We start from the raw sequence: 16,260 nt of genomic DNA on the forward strand, positions 1-16,260 counted from the left end.
AGATAGTTGACTTTGTATAACTAACTTATATAGTTGACATAGATCAACTGATCGTAGGGTCCTCACCGCTGAGCGCTGAGGGCCCTTCGTCATGAATGGGGATAACGCACGTGTCACACGCACCAACCGCCACCACTGCCGCGAGTGCGGCACCAATGTCACACCGGCAGGTGCTGGAATCGATTTCCGGCCTGCTGCTTGGCCTCTTCGTCGCTGTTCTGGCGTCGACCGTCGTTTCGACGTCGCTTCCGCGCATCATCGGCGACCTCAAGGGTGATCAGACTGCCTACACCTGGGTCGTGACATCCACTCTCCTGGCCACGACCGTCAGCACGCCCATCTGGGGCAAGCTGTCTGACCTCTTCAACCGCAAGCTGCTCGTGCAGATCTCCCTGGTGGTCTTCGTGCTGGGTTCCGCTCTCGCGGGTCTCGCGCAGAACACGGACACGCTCATCGTCTTCCGTGTGCTGCAGGGCCTCGGCGCCGGCGGGCTGATCTCCCTCGTGCAGGTGCTGTTCTCGGACATCATCAGCCCGCGTGACCGCGGACGCTACGTCGGTATCCTCGGCGCCGTCATCGCGGTGGGAACCGCCGGTGGCCCGCTGCTCGGTGGTGTCATCACCGACTCCATCGGATGGCGCTTCAACTTCTACGTCGCCGTTCCGTTCGCCGTCGCCGCCATCATCCTCATTCAGCGCACGCTGAAGCTGCCTTTGCGTCCGCGCAAGAAGGTCTCCATCGACTATGCCGGTGCACTCCTCATCTCCGCGGGTGTCTCGCTGCTGCTCATCTGGGTCTCGCTCGCCGGCAACCAGTTCGAGTGGGGCTCCGTCACGTCCTACCTCATGGCCATCGGTGGCGTGGTACTTCTCGCCGCAGCCGTGGTTGTCGAGCTGAAGGTCAAGGAGCCCATCATTCCGATGACGCTCTTCAAGAACGGCAGCTTCACGCTGGTGGTCATCGGCAGCCTCACCGTGGGTGTCGCACTCTTCGGATCGGCCGTCTTCCTCAGCCAGTACTGGCAGCTCAGCCGTGGGGCAACTCCCACGCAGGCGGGACTGCTCAGCCTGCCGCAGGTCGTCGGATCGCTCGTCGCCTCCACTTTCATCGGCACGCTCATCAGCCGCACCGGCAAGTGGAAGGGCTTCATGGTGCTCGGCGCCAGCCTTCTGACCGTCGGACTCGCGGGAATGTCGACGATCCGGTTCGACACCGAAATCTGGCACATCGGAATCTTCATGGGCATCATGGGCCTCGGCCTCGGTATGGTCATGCAGAACCTCGTGCTCGTCGTGCAGAACTCGGTCGACGTACGCCAGATCGGAACCGCGAGCTCGTCAGTCGCGTTCTTCCGCAGCCTCGGTGGCACGCTGGGTGTCTCGGTCCTGGGCGCCGTCCTCGCCTCCAAGGTGTCGACGATCGTCGCCGGCGGCATCGCGACCTCGGGTGCCACGCCGAGCGAACTCAAGACGCTCGCCAGCGGCACCATCCCGCAGGTCAACCAGTTGTCCTCCGGCGTGCGCAAGCTCGTTGAGACGGCCTACGGCCAGGGCGTCGGTGAGATCTTCCTGATCGCCACCCCGCTGGCCATCATCACCCTGCTGTGCATCATCTTCCTTCCGAACGCCGAACTTGGCACCAAGACGGGAATCCAGCAGATGGCCGAGAAGCAGTCGGAGAACCTCGCAGATCTCGGCATCGCCGAGGTCGGAGGCGCTCCCGTCGAGGCCCTCCGCACGGAGACCACGGAAGAGAAGCAGCGCGGCGCTGCCGAGGACGCGTCGGTCCCGGCGCACCGCGCCTAGCCCCACGGCATCGTGATCGCCGTGCCCGAAGATCCCCGCCCGGCGGACACCACACGGGATGCCTCCTCGATGCAGATCGAGGAGGGCATCTCCGTGTTGTTCCGCAACACGAAAATGCGTCTGAAGGATTACTCCGAGCGGCTCGATCCCGAGCTGCAGCCCGCCGGGTACACGATCCTGCGCTACGTCATGTCCCGCGAACCGATTCGTGCGGCCGACATCGCCACCGCCCTCGGCATGGACAAGAGTGCCGTCAGCCGCCAGCTCACCTCGCTGCGCGAGATCGGACTGCTCGAGACGCATCCCGATCCCGCCGACGGGCGCGCAACACTCCTGGCCTCCAGCGAGAAGGCGCGCACCGCGCTCGCCTCGTTCCAGGCCAGCTTCCGCTCCGCCTATCGCGAGGTCCTGTCGACGTGGGATGACTCCGATGTCGACAATTTCGCGCGGCTCCTGCGTAAGTTCAACGACGGAATTCTGTAAGGATGCCTCGTCGGCGAGGGGCCCTGGCGTGGCGGGCTCCATCGCCGACTAGGCTTTCGGTGGGACATCCCACCAATTCACAGTTCTGAAGGAGCTCACCCCGTGGCTTTGATCGAGGCAGTAATCGCGCGCGAAATTCTTGACTCCCGGGGTAACCCGACCGTCGAGGTCGAGGTCCTCCTCGAAGACGGCACGCTCTCACGTGCAGCCGTTCCGTCCGGAGCATCCACCGGTGCATTCGAAGCTTACGAACTGCGTGACGGCGACAAGTCACGCTACCTCGGCAAGGGTGTACTCAAGGCCGTTGACGCCGTCTTCGACGAGCTCGGCCCCGCCATCGAGGGCTTCGAAGCCAGCGACCAGCGCCTCGTCGACGCGGCCCTGATCGCCGCCGACGGCACTGAGAACAAGAAGAACCTCGGCGCCAACGCCATCCTCGGCGTCTCGCTCGCGGTCGCGAAGGCCGCTGCCGACTCGGCCGACCTCCCGCTGTTCCGCTACCTCGGTGGCCCGAACGCCCACGTCCTTCCGGTTCCGATGCTCAACGTCATCAACGGTGGATCGCACGCCGACAGCAACGTCGACATCCAGGAATTCATGATCCTCCCGCTCGGCGCCGAAACCTTCAGCGAAGGACTCCGCTGGGGCGTCGAGACCTACCACGCGCTCAAGGGTCTGCTGCACGGCAAGGGCCTGAGCACCGGCCTCGGCGACGAGGGCGGATTCGCTCCGAACCTGTCGAGCAACCGCGCCGCGCTCGACCTGCTCATGGAGGCCATCACCCTGGCCGGCTTCACCCCCGGCAAGGACATCGCCCTCGGCCTCGACGTCGCGTCCTCCGAGTTCTACTCCGAAGGCAGCTACACCTTCGAGGGCAAGCAGCTCTCCGCCGTTGACCTGAGCGCCTATTACACCGAGCTCGTCGCCTCCTACCCGCTGGTCACCATCGAGGACCCGCTGGACGAGGATGACTGGGAGGGCTGGGCTCACCTGACGTCCGAGCTGGGCCAGAAGACGCAGATCGTCGGAGACGACCTGTTCGTCACCAACCCGACGCGTCTGGCCAAGGGCATCGAGGCCGGCGCCGGCAACTCGATCCTGGTCAAGGTCAACCAGATCGGTACCCTCACCGAGACGCTCGACGCCGTGTCCCTCGCCCAGCGCAGCGGTTACACCGCCGTGCTGTCGCACCGCTCCGGTGAGACCGAGGACACCACGATCGCCGACCTCGCCGTCGCCACGAACTCGGGCCAGATCAAGACCGGTGCACCCGCCCGTTCCGAGCGCGTCGCCAAGTACAACCAGCTCCTTCGCATCGAGGAAGAACTCGCCGACGCCGCGGTCTACGCCGGCCGCAGCGCCTTCCCGCGTTTCAAGGGCTAACCGCTTACCATCGAGAACATGGCTCCGCGGAAGAAGAAGACTCAGCGCGTGCCGGTCGCTCTCCCCACAATGGAGAGCGCACCGGAGCGCTGGCTTCGCAACATCCGGCTGTCGGGTTTCACGCTGTCCATGCTGGTCATCGTGGTACTCGGCGTCGTGGTGCTTGCCCCCTCACTGAAGCTGCTCGTCGAGCAGCAGCAGGAGATTGCCAAGCTCAGCGCCGCGGTGAAAAATCAGCAGGCCGCGGTCGATGACCTCACGAGTGAAGTCGCTCGCTGGGACGACCCCGCCTACATCGAGGCGCAGGCCCGCGACCGCCTGCTCTACGTTTTCCCAGGTGAGTACAGTTACCTGGTTCTCAATGGCAAGACCACTGCCACGCCGGACAAAGCGCCGATCAGTGACAGTATTCAGAAGACGCAGGTCGACTGGATGAAGTCCATGCTCACCTCTGTCGTCACCGCGGGGCTGTCCGATGCCACCGCAAGCAAGCTGGTTTCCCCAGTGATTGGAGACTCCCAGTGACCACCCCGCCCTTCGACCCGCCATCCGAGCTCGACATCGCCACGGTGTCCGCCCAGCTGGGCCGGCCCGCGCGCAACGTGATCGGTATCGCGGCGCGCTGTGTCTGCGGCGCACCCACTGTCGTCTCGACCAGCCCGCGGCTGCAGGATGGCACGCCCTTCCCAACCCTGTACTACCTGTCGCACCCCGCGGCCACTGCAGCGGTCTCCACGCTCGAGGCCAACGGCGTGATGACCGAGCTCTCCGCCCTCCTCGAGGGGGATGTCGCCGAGCAGTACCTGGCGGCGCACAACGCTTATCTCGCCGACCGCAACGGCATCGAGTTCGTCGCGGAGCTGGACGGCATCTCGGCCGGCGGAATGCCCTCGCGCGTGAAGTGCCTGCACGCCCTCGTCGGTCACACCCTGGCTGCGGGCCCCGGCGTGAATCCCATCGGCGACCGGGCGCTTGCCCTTGCCGCGTGGAGTCCCACCGTCTGCGAGTGCGTGGACTACTCGGCAGACATCGTTACCGTCGGCTCCGGCGAGACTCGATGAGGAACCGCGCGGCGGCGGCGTTTGTCGTCGTGGCCGCGGTCGTGGCATCCACTTTCCTGGGTGCCGCACCCGCCAGCGCCGACTACATCCGTGACGGCGAGTACTGGCTCACGCAGTACGGAATCACCAAGGCCTGGGCCACCACCGAGGGCAAGGGCGTCACGATCGCGATCATCGACACGGGCGTCGATGGCAGCCACAGCGACCTGACCGGCGCAGTTGTCGGCGGCGCCGACTTCTCCGGCGACGGCTCGAGCAACGGGCAGACGCCGGTGGGCTCCGACAGTGATCACGGAACCATGGTCGCCTCCCTGGCCGCCGGTCGCGGAACCGGGGCGAGCGACGGCATCATCGGTGTGGCCCCGCAGGCATCGCTGCTGTCGATCTCGATCGGCTTCGGCCAGGGCACGACCGACTCCGACGATCAGGTCGCCGACGCCGTCATCTGGGCTGTCGACCACGGCGCGGACGTCATCAACATGTCGCTGACCCGCAACACGCTCAGCTGGCCCGAGAGCTGGGACAAGGCGTTCCTGTACGCCATGGATCACAACGTCGTTGTCGTCGCGGCGGCCGGCAACCGGGGGAGTGGCACGACCTCGGTCGGCGCCCCCGCCACCATGCCCGGTGTGCTGACAGTTGCCGGCGTTGACCGCAACGGCGCTGCGAGTCTGGATGCCTCGGCGCAGGGCATCACGATCGGCGTATCGGCCCCCAGCGAGCAGCTTCTCGGTGCGGTGCCCGGCGGCGGTGTCGTCATCTGGAACGGAACGAGCGGCTCGACCCCGATCGTCGCCGGAGTTGCCGCCCTCGTGATCGCCGCGCACCCGGGTCTGAGCGCCGCCAACGTGATCAACCGCATCATCAAGACGGCCACACCGGCCGGTGCTGCGGGCGCGGATCCCATTTATGGGTTCGGCCTGGTCAACGCGGCCGCGGCTGTGAACAACACGGTCGCGTCGGTGACGGCAAATCCCATGGGAAGTCTCACCGACTGGATCCGCATTAACCGCCGCGCCGCGGGTACCGCGACACCGACCCTGCCGCCGGTGACGCCGACGCCGTCCGCGACATCCACGTCCGCACCCGTCGTCGAGGCGGCCGGCCCACAGAACCCGCTCGGCACCCTCTACCCGTCTGCGATCGAGCTGCGAACCGTCGGTCTGCCGGTTCTCGTGCTGCTGATATTTGCGGTGCTGTTGGTGTTGCTCATAGTTGTCGCCACTCGGCATTTTAGGTACCTGAGCCGAAGGGAGTAGATTAGAGGGGAATTCCACCGCTAGGAGACTCTCACTCGTGCCTAAAATCCTCATTGTTGGCGGCGGCTACGCCGGTTTCTACACGGCCCTCAAACTCGAAAAGTGGCTACGCCGCGGCGAGGCTGAGGTCACTGTTGTTGACCCCCTGCCGTACATGACATACCAGCCCTTCCTCCCCGAGGTCGCCGCTGGGTCTATCGAACCGCGTCACGCGGTCGTCGCACTGCGACGTCACCTGAAGTCCACCAAGGTCGTCACGGCCAAAGTCACTTCCATCAACCACGCGACCAAGACCGCGACCATCACCCCCGCCGTCGGCGAGGCATGGGAAGAGACCTACGACATGATCGTGGTCACCGCCGGCAGCGTTTCGCGCACCTTCCCGATCCCCGGTGTTGCCGACGAGGCCATCGGCCTCAAGAGCATCGAAGAGGCAATCGCGATCCGCGACAAGGTCCTCTCCAACTTCGAGAAGGCGTCCAACCTTCCCGCCGGCCCCGAGCGCGACCGTCTGCTGACCGTCGTCGTCGTCGGCGGTGGCTTCGCCGGTATCGAGATCTTCGCCGAACTGCGCAGCCTCGCTAGCGACCTGCTGCGGTACTACCCGAACCTCACGATCGATGACACCCACTTCCACCTCATCGAGGCAATGGGACGCATCATGCCCGAGGTGTCGCTCAAGACCAGCCACTGGGTGCTCAAGAACCTCGCTCAGCGCGAGGCCATCGTCCACCTCGAGACGCAGCTGACCTCCGCCGTCGGCGGCAAGATCGAGTTGTCCACGGGTGAGTCGTTCGAGACCGACCTCATCGTTTGGACCGCCGGCGTCATGGCCAACCCGGTCCTGCGCAACACCGACCTTCCGACCGAAGAGCGCGGACGCCTGCGCGTTCAGCCCGACCTTCGCGTCATCAACGACGACGGAATCGTCGCCGACGCATGGGGTGCTGGCGACGTCAGCGCGGTCCCCGACCTGACCGGTAAGGGTGTCGGTGGCTTCTGCGTGCCGAACGCACAGCACGCCGTTCGCCAGGGCAAGCAGCTCGCGAAGAACATCGTCGCGGTCCTCCGCGGCGAGCTTCCGAAGGACTACATCCACGAGAACGAGGGCGCTGTCGCAGGCCTCGGTATCGGTGTTGGTGTCTTCCAGCGCGGCAACCTCGCATTCACCGGCTTCATCGCCTGGGGCATGCACCGCGGTTACCACGGACTCGCGATCCCCATGTGGGAGCGCAAGATCCGCGTCTTCGGCAACTGGGCCTTCAACGCCGTGCTTCGTCGCGACATCGTTGGTATCCCGGCCAGCCAGGACCCGCGCGCGTACTTCCAGGAGTTCGCATCGCGGCCGAAGCCCGCTGCTGCAGCGGTCGAAGAGCCGAAGATCCCGACGCCTGCTGGAGCGCCCGACGCTCCGATCTACGCAAATCCGTCGACAAAGTAACTCCGCACCACAACAATCGGCCTAGCGCGGTATCCCCGCGCTAGGCTGATTGTCTTTCCGCCCCGATAGCCCAATTGGCAGAGGCAGACGACTTAAAATCGTCCAAGTCAGGGTTCGAGTCCCTGTCGGGGCACCAGAATCGATATCGCAATCGACCTCGGCGGCGGCGCGCATCGAGTCGCTCGGATCGCCGTGCCCGCGCCCGAGGGTCCGTCGTCGTCGCGAAAATTGTCGCGCCCACAGAGGTGAGGACCACTGCGATTCCCAGCGCCAATTGCGTGCCGGGTGTGGGCACGACTCCGGCGAGAATCAGCGACACCAGCCACAAAAGGGCGGCTCCCACCGTCAATGACTGCCACAGCGGATAACCGCGCGCAACAAACGTCACCGGGCGATCAATCGCAATACGTGTGACCAGTACGGCGTTGATGAGCGCAGAAACAAGCAGAAGAAATGCGAATGCCTTCGCGTAGGTCTCGTAAAAGCCCCAACCACTGATTGCCGCGTCTGCGGCTGGCGCAACAAACCACCCTGCGATTGGAATGGGCACTAGTGCCCACGCCAGTGTCATGACGATCGGCGCAGTGACTCCCGTCCGATCATCATTCGTGGCGTCAGCCATCGGGCTATGACCGTACCGCGACCACGACAGCGACGAACGCGACAGCGATGATGACGAAATCGACCGCTGCGGGGATAAGGATCGGTCGTCGTATTTTGGTGAACACTATCCAGAGCACCAGTCCTGCAGCGGCCGACGCCAACGCGATCAGGAAGCTGATCTGTATAACCGTGTGCAGCGTGCTTGCGGTTTCCGGGGAAGCATAGTCAGAGACCGTCCCGACGATCGATCCGTACGCGGCGACGAGGCACAGCAGCACAAACCCGGCGCCGGAGTAAATAAACAACCAGCTGCCGACGAATCGGTCGATGGCACGCCGAACTGGGTGGGGATCTCCCTGGTCGATAGATGCTCGTGTGGCATAGACCCAGCGCCGAACGAGGAGCGCATTGAGAACCACCACAAGCGCTGTCGTGACGAAGAGGATGATGAGGCCGCCAAGGATATAACCGTCCAGGATGTCCGGCGAAGCAAGAGGTTCCGCTGTGCTGGCGTCAGCGACGATCCTGAGAAGAGGTACACCGGCAAAAATAGTGGCGACTACGCCGAGTGGGCCGGTGAGGGCGATTCCGATCCAGAAGGGGATAAGGGACAAGCCGCCGTGTCCGTACAGGCCGAGGACGAGGCCGCCGGTGGTGAGCAGCAGAGTCACCGCAATGTAGAGCAGGGTGGGCAGCGGACGAATCAGCGCGCGTCCGAAGACTGATGGGGTCGCGGTGTCCGCCGTCTCGGTCAACATCCGTGTGCCTGGCAATAGGTGAGCGTAAGCGGGACCTCATAGACGATAAACAGAAGGACGTAGGCCGCTGCGCCGATCAGCACCGAGATGATCGCAAAGATCGCAATCGACAATGGGCGCTGGGCACGATCGATGCTGGCAAATTTGGGGAGGCGCCAGCGGAGGACGAGAGCAAGCACGGCGAGAACTACGAGGGTCGGTGCGGCTATCCCGGCGAGGTCCGCGAGAGATACGCCCGAAGTCATCGCATCGATGCACTCGGGGAAGCAGTCGGGATACGGTGCGACCGCGTCCAGGAATCCCTGGACCACAAGCACTGCAGCCAGCACTATTGCGACGGGCGCGAACACGAGAAGCGCGCGCCGCCACGATCGGACTCGGGTTCGCGCGGGCGCAAGTTGTGGATCGCTCATAAACGTCATCATGACAGGTCAGCAGAGCAGAACCATCCATCCGCGTGTGTATGTCGTGGGCCCCAAGGATGACCTTTCGATTGGGCTTCGGCATGCCATCGATCGTGTGCGAGCGGCCGCCGTAGGCTGCGTCTTCCTTCGTACCTTGCATGTTACGTAACCGCGTGGGTACATTAACGCTATGGATGAGTTACTTCAGGCGATCTCGGACTCCAGCCGTCGAACGATGTTGGAGCAGTTGCGGCAGGGCCCGGCGTCGGCCGGTGAGCTTGCCGAGCTACTGACAATCGCGCGACCGGGGGTCTCCCGGCACCTGCGGGTGCTGCGGGAAGCGGGACTCGTCGACGTACGGCAGGAGGCGCAGCGTCGTGTCTATTCGATTCGCCCTGAGCCGCTTGCCGAGCTGGACGACTGGCTCGACAACTACCGTGCGCTGTGGTCGCAGCGGTTGGACGCCCTGCACACAGAAGTGACACGAGGACAACAACAGACAAGGAGTTAGATCATGGCCAACACCACTCGCACCACGCCTCGCATTATTGGCAGCCTGCGGGCGCTCGACGACGCGTCGCTCGACAAGGGCGTCGTACAGATGCGCGACCGGTTCACCACCTCGATTGATGATCTCTGGTCGGCGATGACTGAGCCGGACCGTGTCGCCCGGTGGATCGGCGAGGTCGATGGCGACCTGTCGGTCGGCGGCACATTCACGGCACGGCTGACCAGCCATTGGGAGGGCCCGGCGCGTGTGGACGTGTGCGATGCGCCTCACCGACTAGTGATTACGATGCGGCCCGGGCAGGATGACGAGACGGTATTCGAAGCGCGACTCTCGGAGTCCGATGGTGGTACCGACCTTGTGATCGAGGAGTCCGGCCTGCCCCTGTCCGAGATATTCGCTCACGGCGCCGGATGGCAGGCCCACGTCGAAGACCTCCAGACACACATCGCCGGGCGTGAGCCGGGTGCGTGGGTCGACCGCTGGAACGAGTTGGCCCCCACCTACGAGGCCATGGCGGCATCGCTGGGTGGTTCTGTTTCCAGCGACTCGAAATAGAGACGAGGGTCCGGCGGCTCGGCCACCGGACCCTCATCACGGCGAATCGTTGCGTCGTTATGCGGCGTCCTCATCGGGCTCGTCGTCCGCGACCTCCTCGGAGGCGTGAAGTGGCTCCATGACCTTGGCCCACGACACGAGCTGGTCGAGCATGGTGTCGACGAGGGGCAGCAGGTAGTCGTGCGGTGCAAAGGTGGTGTAGTTCTCGAACTCGGTCATCAGGGAAATGGCGACCTGGCCACGAACCGTCGCCATTTGGAGTTCGGATGCCACGAGCCGGAGGTGCTCGACGGCGCGGGCGCCACCGACGCCGCCGTAGCTGACGAATGCGGCGGCCTTGTTGTTCCACTCGTTGTAGAGGTAGTCGAGGGCGTTCTTGAGCACGCCGGAGGTCGAGTGGTTGTACTCGGGGGTGACGAACACGTAGCCGTCGAACTCGGCGATCTTCGCCGACCACGCCTTGGTGTGGTCCATCTGGTAGGCGTCGCGGGCGGGAGATCCAGGCTCGTCGAAGTGGGGGAGCGGGTAGTCCAGCAGGTCTACGAGCTCGAACTCGGCGTCGCTTCGGCGGGAGGCGATCTCCTGCACCCACTTCGCAACTGCCTCGCCGTTACGGCCCGGGCGGGTGCTTCCGATGATGATTGCGATCTTGGTCATGAAGATTCTCCCTTTAGGAACTATTCGTGCGTAATGCGTGTTGACAGGAGTAAGAAGCGATCGGGAGCGAAATTTAGTCCCGCTCACGTTTACGCACTTTGGTGTGCGTGAGGAACACGAAGGGAAGTCATCCGGTATGACGCTCATCACGTTGGAAACATCCGCAGCCGCCAACGACGGGTTTGACCACGGCGACATCTGCGAGCTCCCCTCGACCAGAGAGCTGGTCGAGGACGTCTTCACCATGACGAGCGATCGGTGGTCGATGCGGGTCATCCGTGCCCTCTCAGGCGGCCCCATTCGCTTCACGCGGCTCATGGCTGCCGTCGACGGCGTCTCCCACCGCATGCTCACCCGCACCCTGCGCTCCCTCGAGCGCGACGGTCTGGTGAGTCGCACCAGTTACCCGGAGTCGCCGCCGCGCGTCGAGTACGAGCTCACCGCCCTCGGCAACACGTTCAGCGAGCCGCTGCGTGCATTCATCCAGTGGACCCACGATCACCAGGTCGAGATCGAACAGAGCCGCGAAAGGTTCGACGGCTAAGTGCCGACGGAGGGCTGGCGGATGTCACGGCCCCACCCCTAGGGTGGTGCGATGATCGGCACGCTGGATGTACTCGTCATTGACTGCCCCGACCCTCGCGCGCTGGCGCGGTTTTACTCGGAGCTCATCGGAGCCGAAATCGTGGCGTTCGATGAGGACTGGGCCGAACTGCTTCCCGTCGGCGGAGGTCGCCCGATCATCGCGTTCCAGGGCGTCGACAACTATCGTCCGCCGCAGTGGCCGACTCAGGATGTCCCGCAGCAGATGCACCTGGACGTGAAGGTCGATGACTTCGATGAAGCCGAAGCGGCCGTGCTCGCGCTCGGTGCGACGAAGGCGGGATCGGAAACACCGACGTTCCGCGTGTATCTCGACCCCGCGGGTCATCCGTTCTGCCTGATCAAGCCGGAGGACTGAGCGGCATCTCGCTGCCTGACTGTGGCGTACCCTGTAGACCAGATGTATGTCGTGTCATAAGATGACACAACATACAATCCGAGCAGAGGAACCGCGCCATGGAACCCATCCGCAGAGTTTCTGTTGTCAGCACGGGCTCCGTGCAAATCAGGCCTCAGCACGTTCGCGATGATGGATCGCCACTGTTGTGGTGGCTGATGACGTCCCGCCGGTGGACTGCGCCGCGCCCGATCAACGTCTACGTCATCGAGCACAGTACGGGGCTCGTGCTGTTCGATACGGGACAGGACCGCGCGTCGGTAACCAGCGACGATTACTTTCCGCGTGGGCCCGTCGGATGGCTGTACCGGCGCCTGGCCCGTTTCGATATCGGCGCGGATGACACGCTCACGGCGTCGCTCGCTGCCATCGGGTACGACATCGCTGACGTGCACACCGCGATCGTGTCGCACCTCCACCAGGATCACATCGGAGGCCTGCCGGAACTCGGGCACGCTCGGATAATCGTGAGTGCTGCCGAACGGGCAAGCGTGGGGGCTCCGGGTGCCCTGCTGAATGGCGTCATGCGCGCTCACATCGACCTACCGGGGCTGCGCTGGGAGGAGGTGACGCCCGTTGAAGTGGATGACCCGGCGCTCGCGCCATTCACGTACGCACACGACATCTTCGGCGACGGCAGCCTGCTGCTGCTCCCCACTCCTGGCCACACGCCGGGTTCGCTCTCGCTGTTGATCCGGCAGCAGGGAATGCCTGAGCTGCTGTGTGTGGGCGATCTGACCTACGACGTCGAGCTTCTGGCGGACGAACATGTGCCCGGCCTCGGAAATCGATCGCGGGTGATCGACTCCACCCGGTTGGTGAACGAGTACGCACGCAGGCATCCGAACCTCGTGGTGTTGCCCGCCCACGACCCCGCGTCGGCGGCCGCGCTGAACACCGCACGTTCGCAAGTCCGATGAACCACCTCGAGCAACTTCGCTACTTGATCCTTGCGGCGCAGCGGGAAGGCAACCGTGTGCTGCAGCAGGAGCTTGCTCCTCTGGGGCTGACCCCCGCCCAGTCGGAAGCGCTGCGAATTTTGGGCGAGAACGAATCTTTGACGCTGACCGGCCTCGGCGAAATGCTGGTGTGCGAGAGTGGCACCAATCCCAGCCGGTTGGTTGACCGCCTTGTCATCTCCGGGCTTGTGCGTCGCAATCCAGGGAGTGGCGATCGTCGACAGATCGAACTCAGCCTCACCGAATCCGGGCGCGAGATGGAGGTGCGCGTGCGCGCAATTGAAGCCCAGCTGTATGAGCTGATGGCGGGCGCGCTCCCGGACCCGAGCGTCATGGACATGATCCGGGCCCTGAAGACAATCACCGCAGGATCGCCGTCCGGCATTGCCCTCACGCGACGCATTGGGTCCGCGACAGAGGTTACGAAGCCGTAGTGTGGCGGGGCCGTGCCTAGAGTTGATGACGGGGCATCCGGCACTATCGCCGTGATCGTCCCTGAGGAGACGCTCCATGCCCAGCCCCAAGCACGCCGCTCTGGAGGATGCACGAGACCGTGCCCTCGAAGTTCGCGCCCTGTACGAAGTTCTTGAGAACAGAATCAACGGCAAGGTGTGGACCGACCACGAGATCATGATCGGCTTCACGAACGATGTCGGCTACATCGGCCGGCTGTTGCTGGCGAACGAAGGCACGTGGGGCATCGAGGGTGATCCCCGTGCAGAACTCGAGCACAAGCTCGCCGAATCGATGTGGTGGATCTTCGTGATCGCCGACCGGCTGGGGATCGACATGACCGATGCCTTCAACGACACGATGGACACGATCAAGAACGGACTCGCGCACGCGGTGAAGGCGTAGCTCCGGCTACATCAGGCCGAGCGCCACCAGGTCGTACCGGAGGGCCGGAGCGATGTGCTCCGAGTAATTCACCGTCATATGAACGCTGTCGTACTTCGTGGGGAGGGTGCCGGCGAACGCGGGGCAGACGCCACTGAAGCAGCTGTACGGCAGCGAGTTGATGAAGGTATCGCCAGGTCCCTTGGCGGCGATGGTGTCCCGAGCGAACTCGTTCCATGCAGCGTCGACCGCGGTGTTGCAGTTCTGGGGACTGGAAACTTTGTTGTAGCACTGGCCGAGCTCGGCTCCGAGCGGTGGCGGGGAGAGGTACAGGATCTTGCCCGCCGAGTTGTACTTGGCCGCCTCGGTCACGGTCGACTGCACCATTGCGGCGGCGGAGATCGGCGTGCCGTCCGGCGTCTGGCCCAGGGCGTAGGCGTTGGCGATCACCACGAGTTGGGGATGGTCACCCGCAATCTTGTTGGCGATGTCCTGCTTGCGTTGAGGACATGAGTCCATGACGCCGTTGCCGTCGTTCTGTACGAGAACGTCGGTGAAGCGACATCCATAGAGTCCAATGGTGGTGATCTTCCACTGGCCGCCGCTCGCCTCCGCGATGGCCTTGAACGCCGGGGCGTACGAAAGTGCTTCGGAATCTCCGACCACATACATGTGGTGCGGTGCGTTCGAGTTGCCCCAAGTGCAGCGCCCAAAGTCGGGGGTGTTGCCGGTGTTGAAGCAGTCGCGGGCCGGGTTGTTGTTCGAGGTGGTGGACATGACGCTGTCCAGGGACGGCGACAGATTTCCCGGCCAGGACGTGGCGGACACAGCGGCGCTCAAATCTGCCTGCAGCTGGGCCTCGGGGTTCTGGGCCGGCTGTGTCGCCGCGGCCTCGGGCGCCAGCGCCGGGCGACTTCCCTGCAGGGCGGTTCCCACGCCGAATACGGCAATGGTGGCGATGGCGATGATGCCGACGGTGGACACGATGAACTGGGTGCCGAAACGCTCGCGCCAGGCGGTCCACGCGGCCGTACGCTCGCCCGGTTCCCCAAACGCCCGCAGCCACGGCGAGCGGTGGAACGGCTGCTCGACCAGGTAGTACGACACCACCGAGAGCGCCAGGATCGCTCCAAGAATGATGAGCGTGCTGGACACCGACTGCTCGGGCATCAGCAGCAGCAGGAAGACCAGCACCGGGAAGTGCCAGAGGTACAGCGAGTACGAGATGTTGCCCAGATAGACGCTGACAGGGTTCACGAGCGGGAACAGGTAGCGCTGCGGCCCACCGATGCCCGCCGCGATTACCAGCGCGGCCGCCACCACGGGCATGGCGGCACCCGGGCTCGGGAACGCGATCGCGTCGTTGAGGATGAACAGCGATGCCCCGACGCCCAGCAGGCCGACCCAGCCCATGAGTGCGCGCACCCCGGTCGGAATCGATACGAGGAGAGGGGATGCCGCGGCGAGGAGCACCCCGAGTCCCAACTCCCACACGTGCGAGAAGGTCGAGAAGTACGCGAACTGCGGGTCCCGTGCGGTCTGCCAGAGGGAGTACCCGAAGGATGCCGCGATGATGACCGCCATGACGACAGCGACGATGATCCTGCCGACGCGGGCTTTGCGCGCTTCGTTGGCGGCGATGGCGAAGATCAGAAGCAGCAGCCAGGGCCAGACAAGGTAGAACTGCTCCTCGACGGACAGTGACCAGTAGTGCTGGAGGGGTGACGCGGGATCGACGGCGTGGAAGTAGTCGGTTCCGAGCGCGGCGAACCGCCAGTTGGCGGCGAACACGAAGGCGAGGACCGCGTCCCACATTGTGGCAAGCGCTCGCGTCGAGTTGAAGAGGAAGTAGCCGACGACGACGGTGACCAGCAGGACCGCGGCGGCCGATGGCACGATGCGCCGGACGCGCCGGGCGTAAAACGCGGAGAGGGAAAACTCACCCGTCTTTTCCTTCTCCCGGAAGATCTGGCCGGTGATGAGGAATCCCGAGATCACGAAGAAGACGTCGACGCCGACGAATCCTCCGGAGGGCCACCGGAGAACGTGATTGAGGATGACCGCGACCACGGCGAGAGCGCGAAGGCCCTGGATGTCGGGCCGGAACGACGACGGCTTGCTCGGTGCGACTGTCACCGTGGGCTCGGGCTCCACAACAGGTTCAATCACCGCTGCGGCGACAACTCGCGGCGCCGTCGAGATGGGTGGGGGAGTGCGGCTGGTCGCGGTGCCGGGCGAGGAGATGCGCGGCGGTGGGGCGGCCACGACGGGCTGCTGGCCGACGGGCGCGGGCCAGGACTGCTCGGGACGGTGTTCGGCGGGTGTCGGGGCGGGTGCTCGCGTCGCGGCGGCCGGGGATGGCGTGACGGCGGGCGGTCCCGTGACCGGCGATGCCGGAGATGTTGCGGCGGGTGGTCCCGCCACCGGCGGTGCCGCAGGCGGTGCTACGGGTGGCCCCGCGGGTGGAGTCGCACCGGTCGCCGCGCGCGGGACCCGCACGGTCGCGGGCGGCGGGGTGCGGTTCGTGGCCGTCGGCGGACGGGG

Annotated in this window: 18 protein-coding genes and 1 tRNA gene; 15 read left to right on the forward strand and 4 right to left on the reverse strand. The window is 64.7% G+C overall.

What is annotated here, in order from left to right:
- The first annotated feature begins 155 nt into the window (after window positions 1-155).
- The 8 genes from HB677_RS00660 (at window position 156) to HB677_RS00695 (ending at window position 7,568) form a co-directional block, all read left to right on the forward strand.
- Window positions 156-1,805 carry an MDR family MFS transporter gene (locus tag HB677_RS00660; RefSeq protein ID WP_213814124.1) on the forward strand — a complete coding sequence of 550 codons (1,650 nt, stop codon included), beginning with the start codon at window positions 156-158 and terminating at the stop codon, window positions 1,803-1,805.
- A 21-nt stretch (window positions 1,806-1,826) separates the two neighbouring features.
- The gene (locus tag HB677_RS00665; protein ID WP_213813730.1) at window positions 1,827-2,288 is read left to right on the forward strand and encodes a MarR family winged helix-turn-helix transcriptional regulator; all 462 of its coding nucleotides are present in this window, start codon (window positions 1,827-1,829) and stop codon (window positions 2,286-2,288) included.
- 102 nt (window positions 2,289-2,390) lie between these two features.
- Window positions 2,391-3,671 carry a phosphopyruvate hydratase gene (eno, locus tag HB677_RS00670; protein WP_213813731.1) on the forward strand — a complete coding sequence of 427 codons (1,281 nt, stop codon included), beginning with the start codon at window positions 2,391-2,393 and terminating at the stop codon, window positions 3,669-3,671.
- An 18-nt stretch (window positions 3,672-3,689) separates the two neighbouring features.
- Entirely contained in the window at window positions 3,690-4,196 is a 507-nt protein-coding gene (locus HB677_RS00675) for a septum formation initiator family protein (RefSeq protein WP_213813732.1), read from the forward strand.
- A complete protein-coding gene (locus HB677_RS00680; RefSeq protein ID WP_213813733.1) occupies window positions 4,193-4,732 on the forward strand; it encodes a DUF501 domain-containing protein in 540 nt (179 codons plus the stop codon). Before HB677_RS00675 ends, HB677_RS00680 begins: the two co-directional genes overlap by 4 nt.
- On the forward strand, window positions 4,729-5,991 hold the full coding sequence (locus tag HB677_RS00685) for a S8 family serine peptidase (RefSeq protein ID WP_213813734.1): 1,263 nt from the start codon (window positions 4,729-4,731) through the stop codon (window positions 5,989-5,991). The genes HB677_RS00680 and HB677_RS00685 overlap by 4 nt, the downstream gene beginning before the upstream one ends.
- A 37-nt stretch (window positions 5,992-6,028) precedes the next feature.
- Window positions 6,029-7,432 (forward strand): NAD(P)/FAD-dependent oxidoreductase, encoded by a 1,404-nt coding sequence (locus HB677_RS00690; protein ID WP_213813735.1) that lies wholly within the window; start codon window positions 6,029-6,031, stop codon window positions 7,430-7,432.
- Window positions 7,433-7,491: 59 nt separating this feature from the next.
- Window positions 7,492-7,568 (forward strand) — tRNA-Leu (locus tag HB677_RS00695).
- 490 nt (window positions 7,569-8,058) lie between these two features.
- Here HB677_RS00695 and HB677_RS00700 read toward each other — a convergent pair.
- On the reverse strand, window positions 8,059-8,793 hold the full coding sequence (locus tag HB677_RS00700; protein WP_213813736.1) for a hypothetical protein: 735 nt from the start codon (window positions 8,791-8,793) through the stop codon (window positions 8,059-8,061).
- Window positions 8,787-9,206 (reverse strand): hypothetical protein, encoded by a 420-nt coding sequence (locus HB677_RS00705; RefSeq protein WP_213813737.1) that lies wholly within the window; start codon window positions 9,204-9,206, stop codon window positions 8,787-8,789. The genes HB677_RS00700 and HB677_RS00705 overlap by 7 nt, the downstream gene beginning before the upstream one ends.
- Window positions 9,207-9,387: 181 nt before the next feature.
- Between HB677_RS00705 and HB677_RS00710 the strand changes: the two genes are divergently transcribed.
- Window positions 9,388-9,708 carry a helix-turn-helix transcriptional regulator gene (locus HB677_RS00710; protein WP_213813738.1) on the forward strand — a complete coding sequence of 107 codons (321 nt, stop codon included), beginning with the start codon at window positions 9,388-9,390 and terminating at the stop codon, window positions 9,706-9,708.
- A gap of 3 nt (window positions 9,709-9,711) precedes the next feature.
- Complete coding sequence (locus tag HB677_RS00715) at window positions 9,712-10,263, forward strand: SRPBCC domain-containing protein (RefSeq protein ID WP_213813739.1); 552 nt, start codon at window positions 9,712-9,714, stop codon at window positions 10,261-10,263.
- A 57-nt stretch (window positions 10,264-10,320) separates the two neighbouring features.
- On the opposite strand, the gene HB677_RS00720 is transcribed toward HB677_RS00715, so the two are convergent.
- Window positions 10,321-10,920 carry an NADPH-dependent FMN reductase gene (locus tag HB677_RS00720; protein ID WP_213813740.1) on the reverse strand — a complete coding sequence of 200 codons (600 nt, stop codon included), beginning with the start codon at window positions 10,918-10,920 and terminating at the stop codon, window positions 10,321-10,323.
- A gap of 136 nt (window positions 10,921-11,056) precedes the next feature.
- On the opposite strand from HB677_RS00720, the gene HB677_RS00725 reads away from it, so the two are divergent.
- The 5 genes from HB677_RS00725 to HB677_RS00745 all read left to right on the forward strand — a co-directional run bounded on the left by HB677_RS00725 (window position 11,057) and on the right by HB677_RS00745 (window position 13,737).
- The gene (locus tag HB677_RS00725) at window positions 11,057-11,464 is read left to right on the forward strand and encodes a helix-turn-helix domain-containing protein (RefSeq protein ID WP_213813741.1); all 408 of its coding nucleotides are present in this window, start codon (window positions 11,057-11,059) and stop codon (window positions 11,462-11,464) included.
- Between the two features lie 51 nt (window positions 11,465-11,515).
- On the forward strand, window positions 11,516-11,881 hold the full coding sequence (locus HB677_RS00730) for a VOC family protein (protein ID WP_213813742.1): 366 nt from the start codon (window positions 11,516-11,518) through the stop codon (window positions 11,879-11,881).
- Between the two features lie 197 nt (window positions 11,882-12,078).
- The gene (locus HB677_RS00735; RefSeq protein ID WP_213813743.1) at window positions 12,079-12,840 is read left to right on the forward strand and encodes an MBL fold metallo-hydrolase; all 762 of its coding nucleotides are present in this window, start codon (window positions 12,079-12,081) and stop codon (window positions 12,838-12,840) included.
- Window positions 12,837-13,313, forward strand: coding sequence for a MarR family winged helix-turn-helix transcriptional regulator (locus HB677_RS00740; protein ID WP_213813744.1), 477 nt, complete (start codon window positions 12,837-12,839; stop codon window positions 13,311-13,313). The genes HB677_RS00735 and HB677_RS00740 overlap by 4 nt, the downstream gene beginning before the upstream one ends.
- 76 nt (window positions 13,314-13,389) lie before the next feature.
- Window positions 13,390-13,737, forward strand: coding sequence for a hypothetical protein (locus tag HB677_RS00745; RefSeq protein ID WP_213813745.1), 348 nt, complete (start codon window positions 13,390-13,392; stop codon window positions 13,735-13,737).
- Window positions 13,738-13,743: 6 nt separating this feature from the next.
- On the opposite strand, the gene HB677_RS18710 is transcribed toward HB677_RS00745, so the two are convergent.
- A complete protein-coding gene (locus HB677_RS18710; protein ID WP_307852416.1) occupies window positions 13,744-16,140 on the reverse strand; it encodes an acyltransferase family protein in 2,397 nt (798 codons plus the stop codon).
- Window positions 16,141-16,260 lie beyond the last annotated feature (120 nt).

This window comes from Glaciihabitans sp. dw_435 (assembly GCF_018449675.1).
In the GTDB taxonomy this organism is placed as follows: domain Bacteria; phylum Actinomycetota; class Actinomycetes; order Actinomycetales; family Microbacteriaceae; genus Glaciihabitans.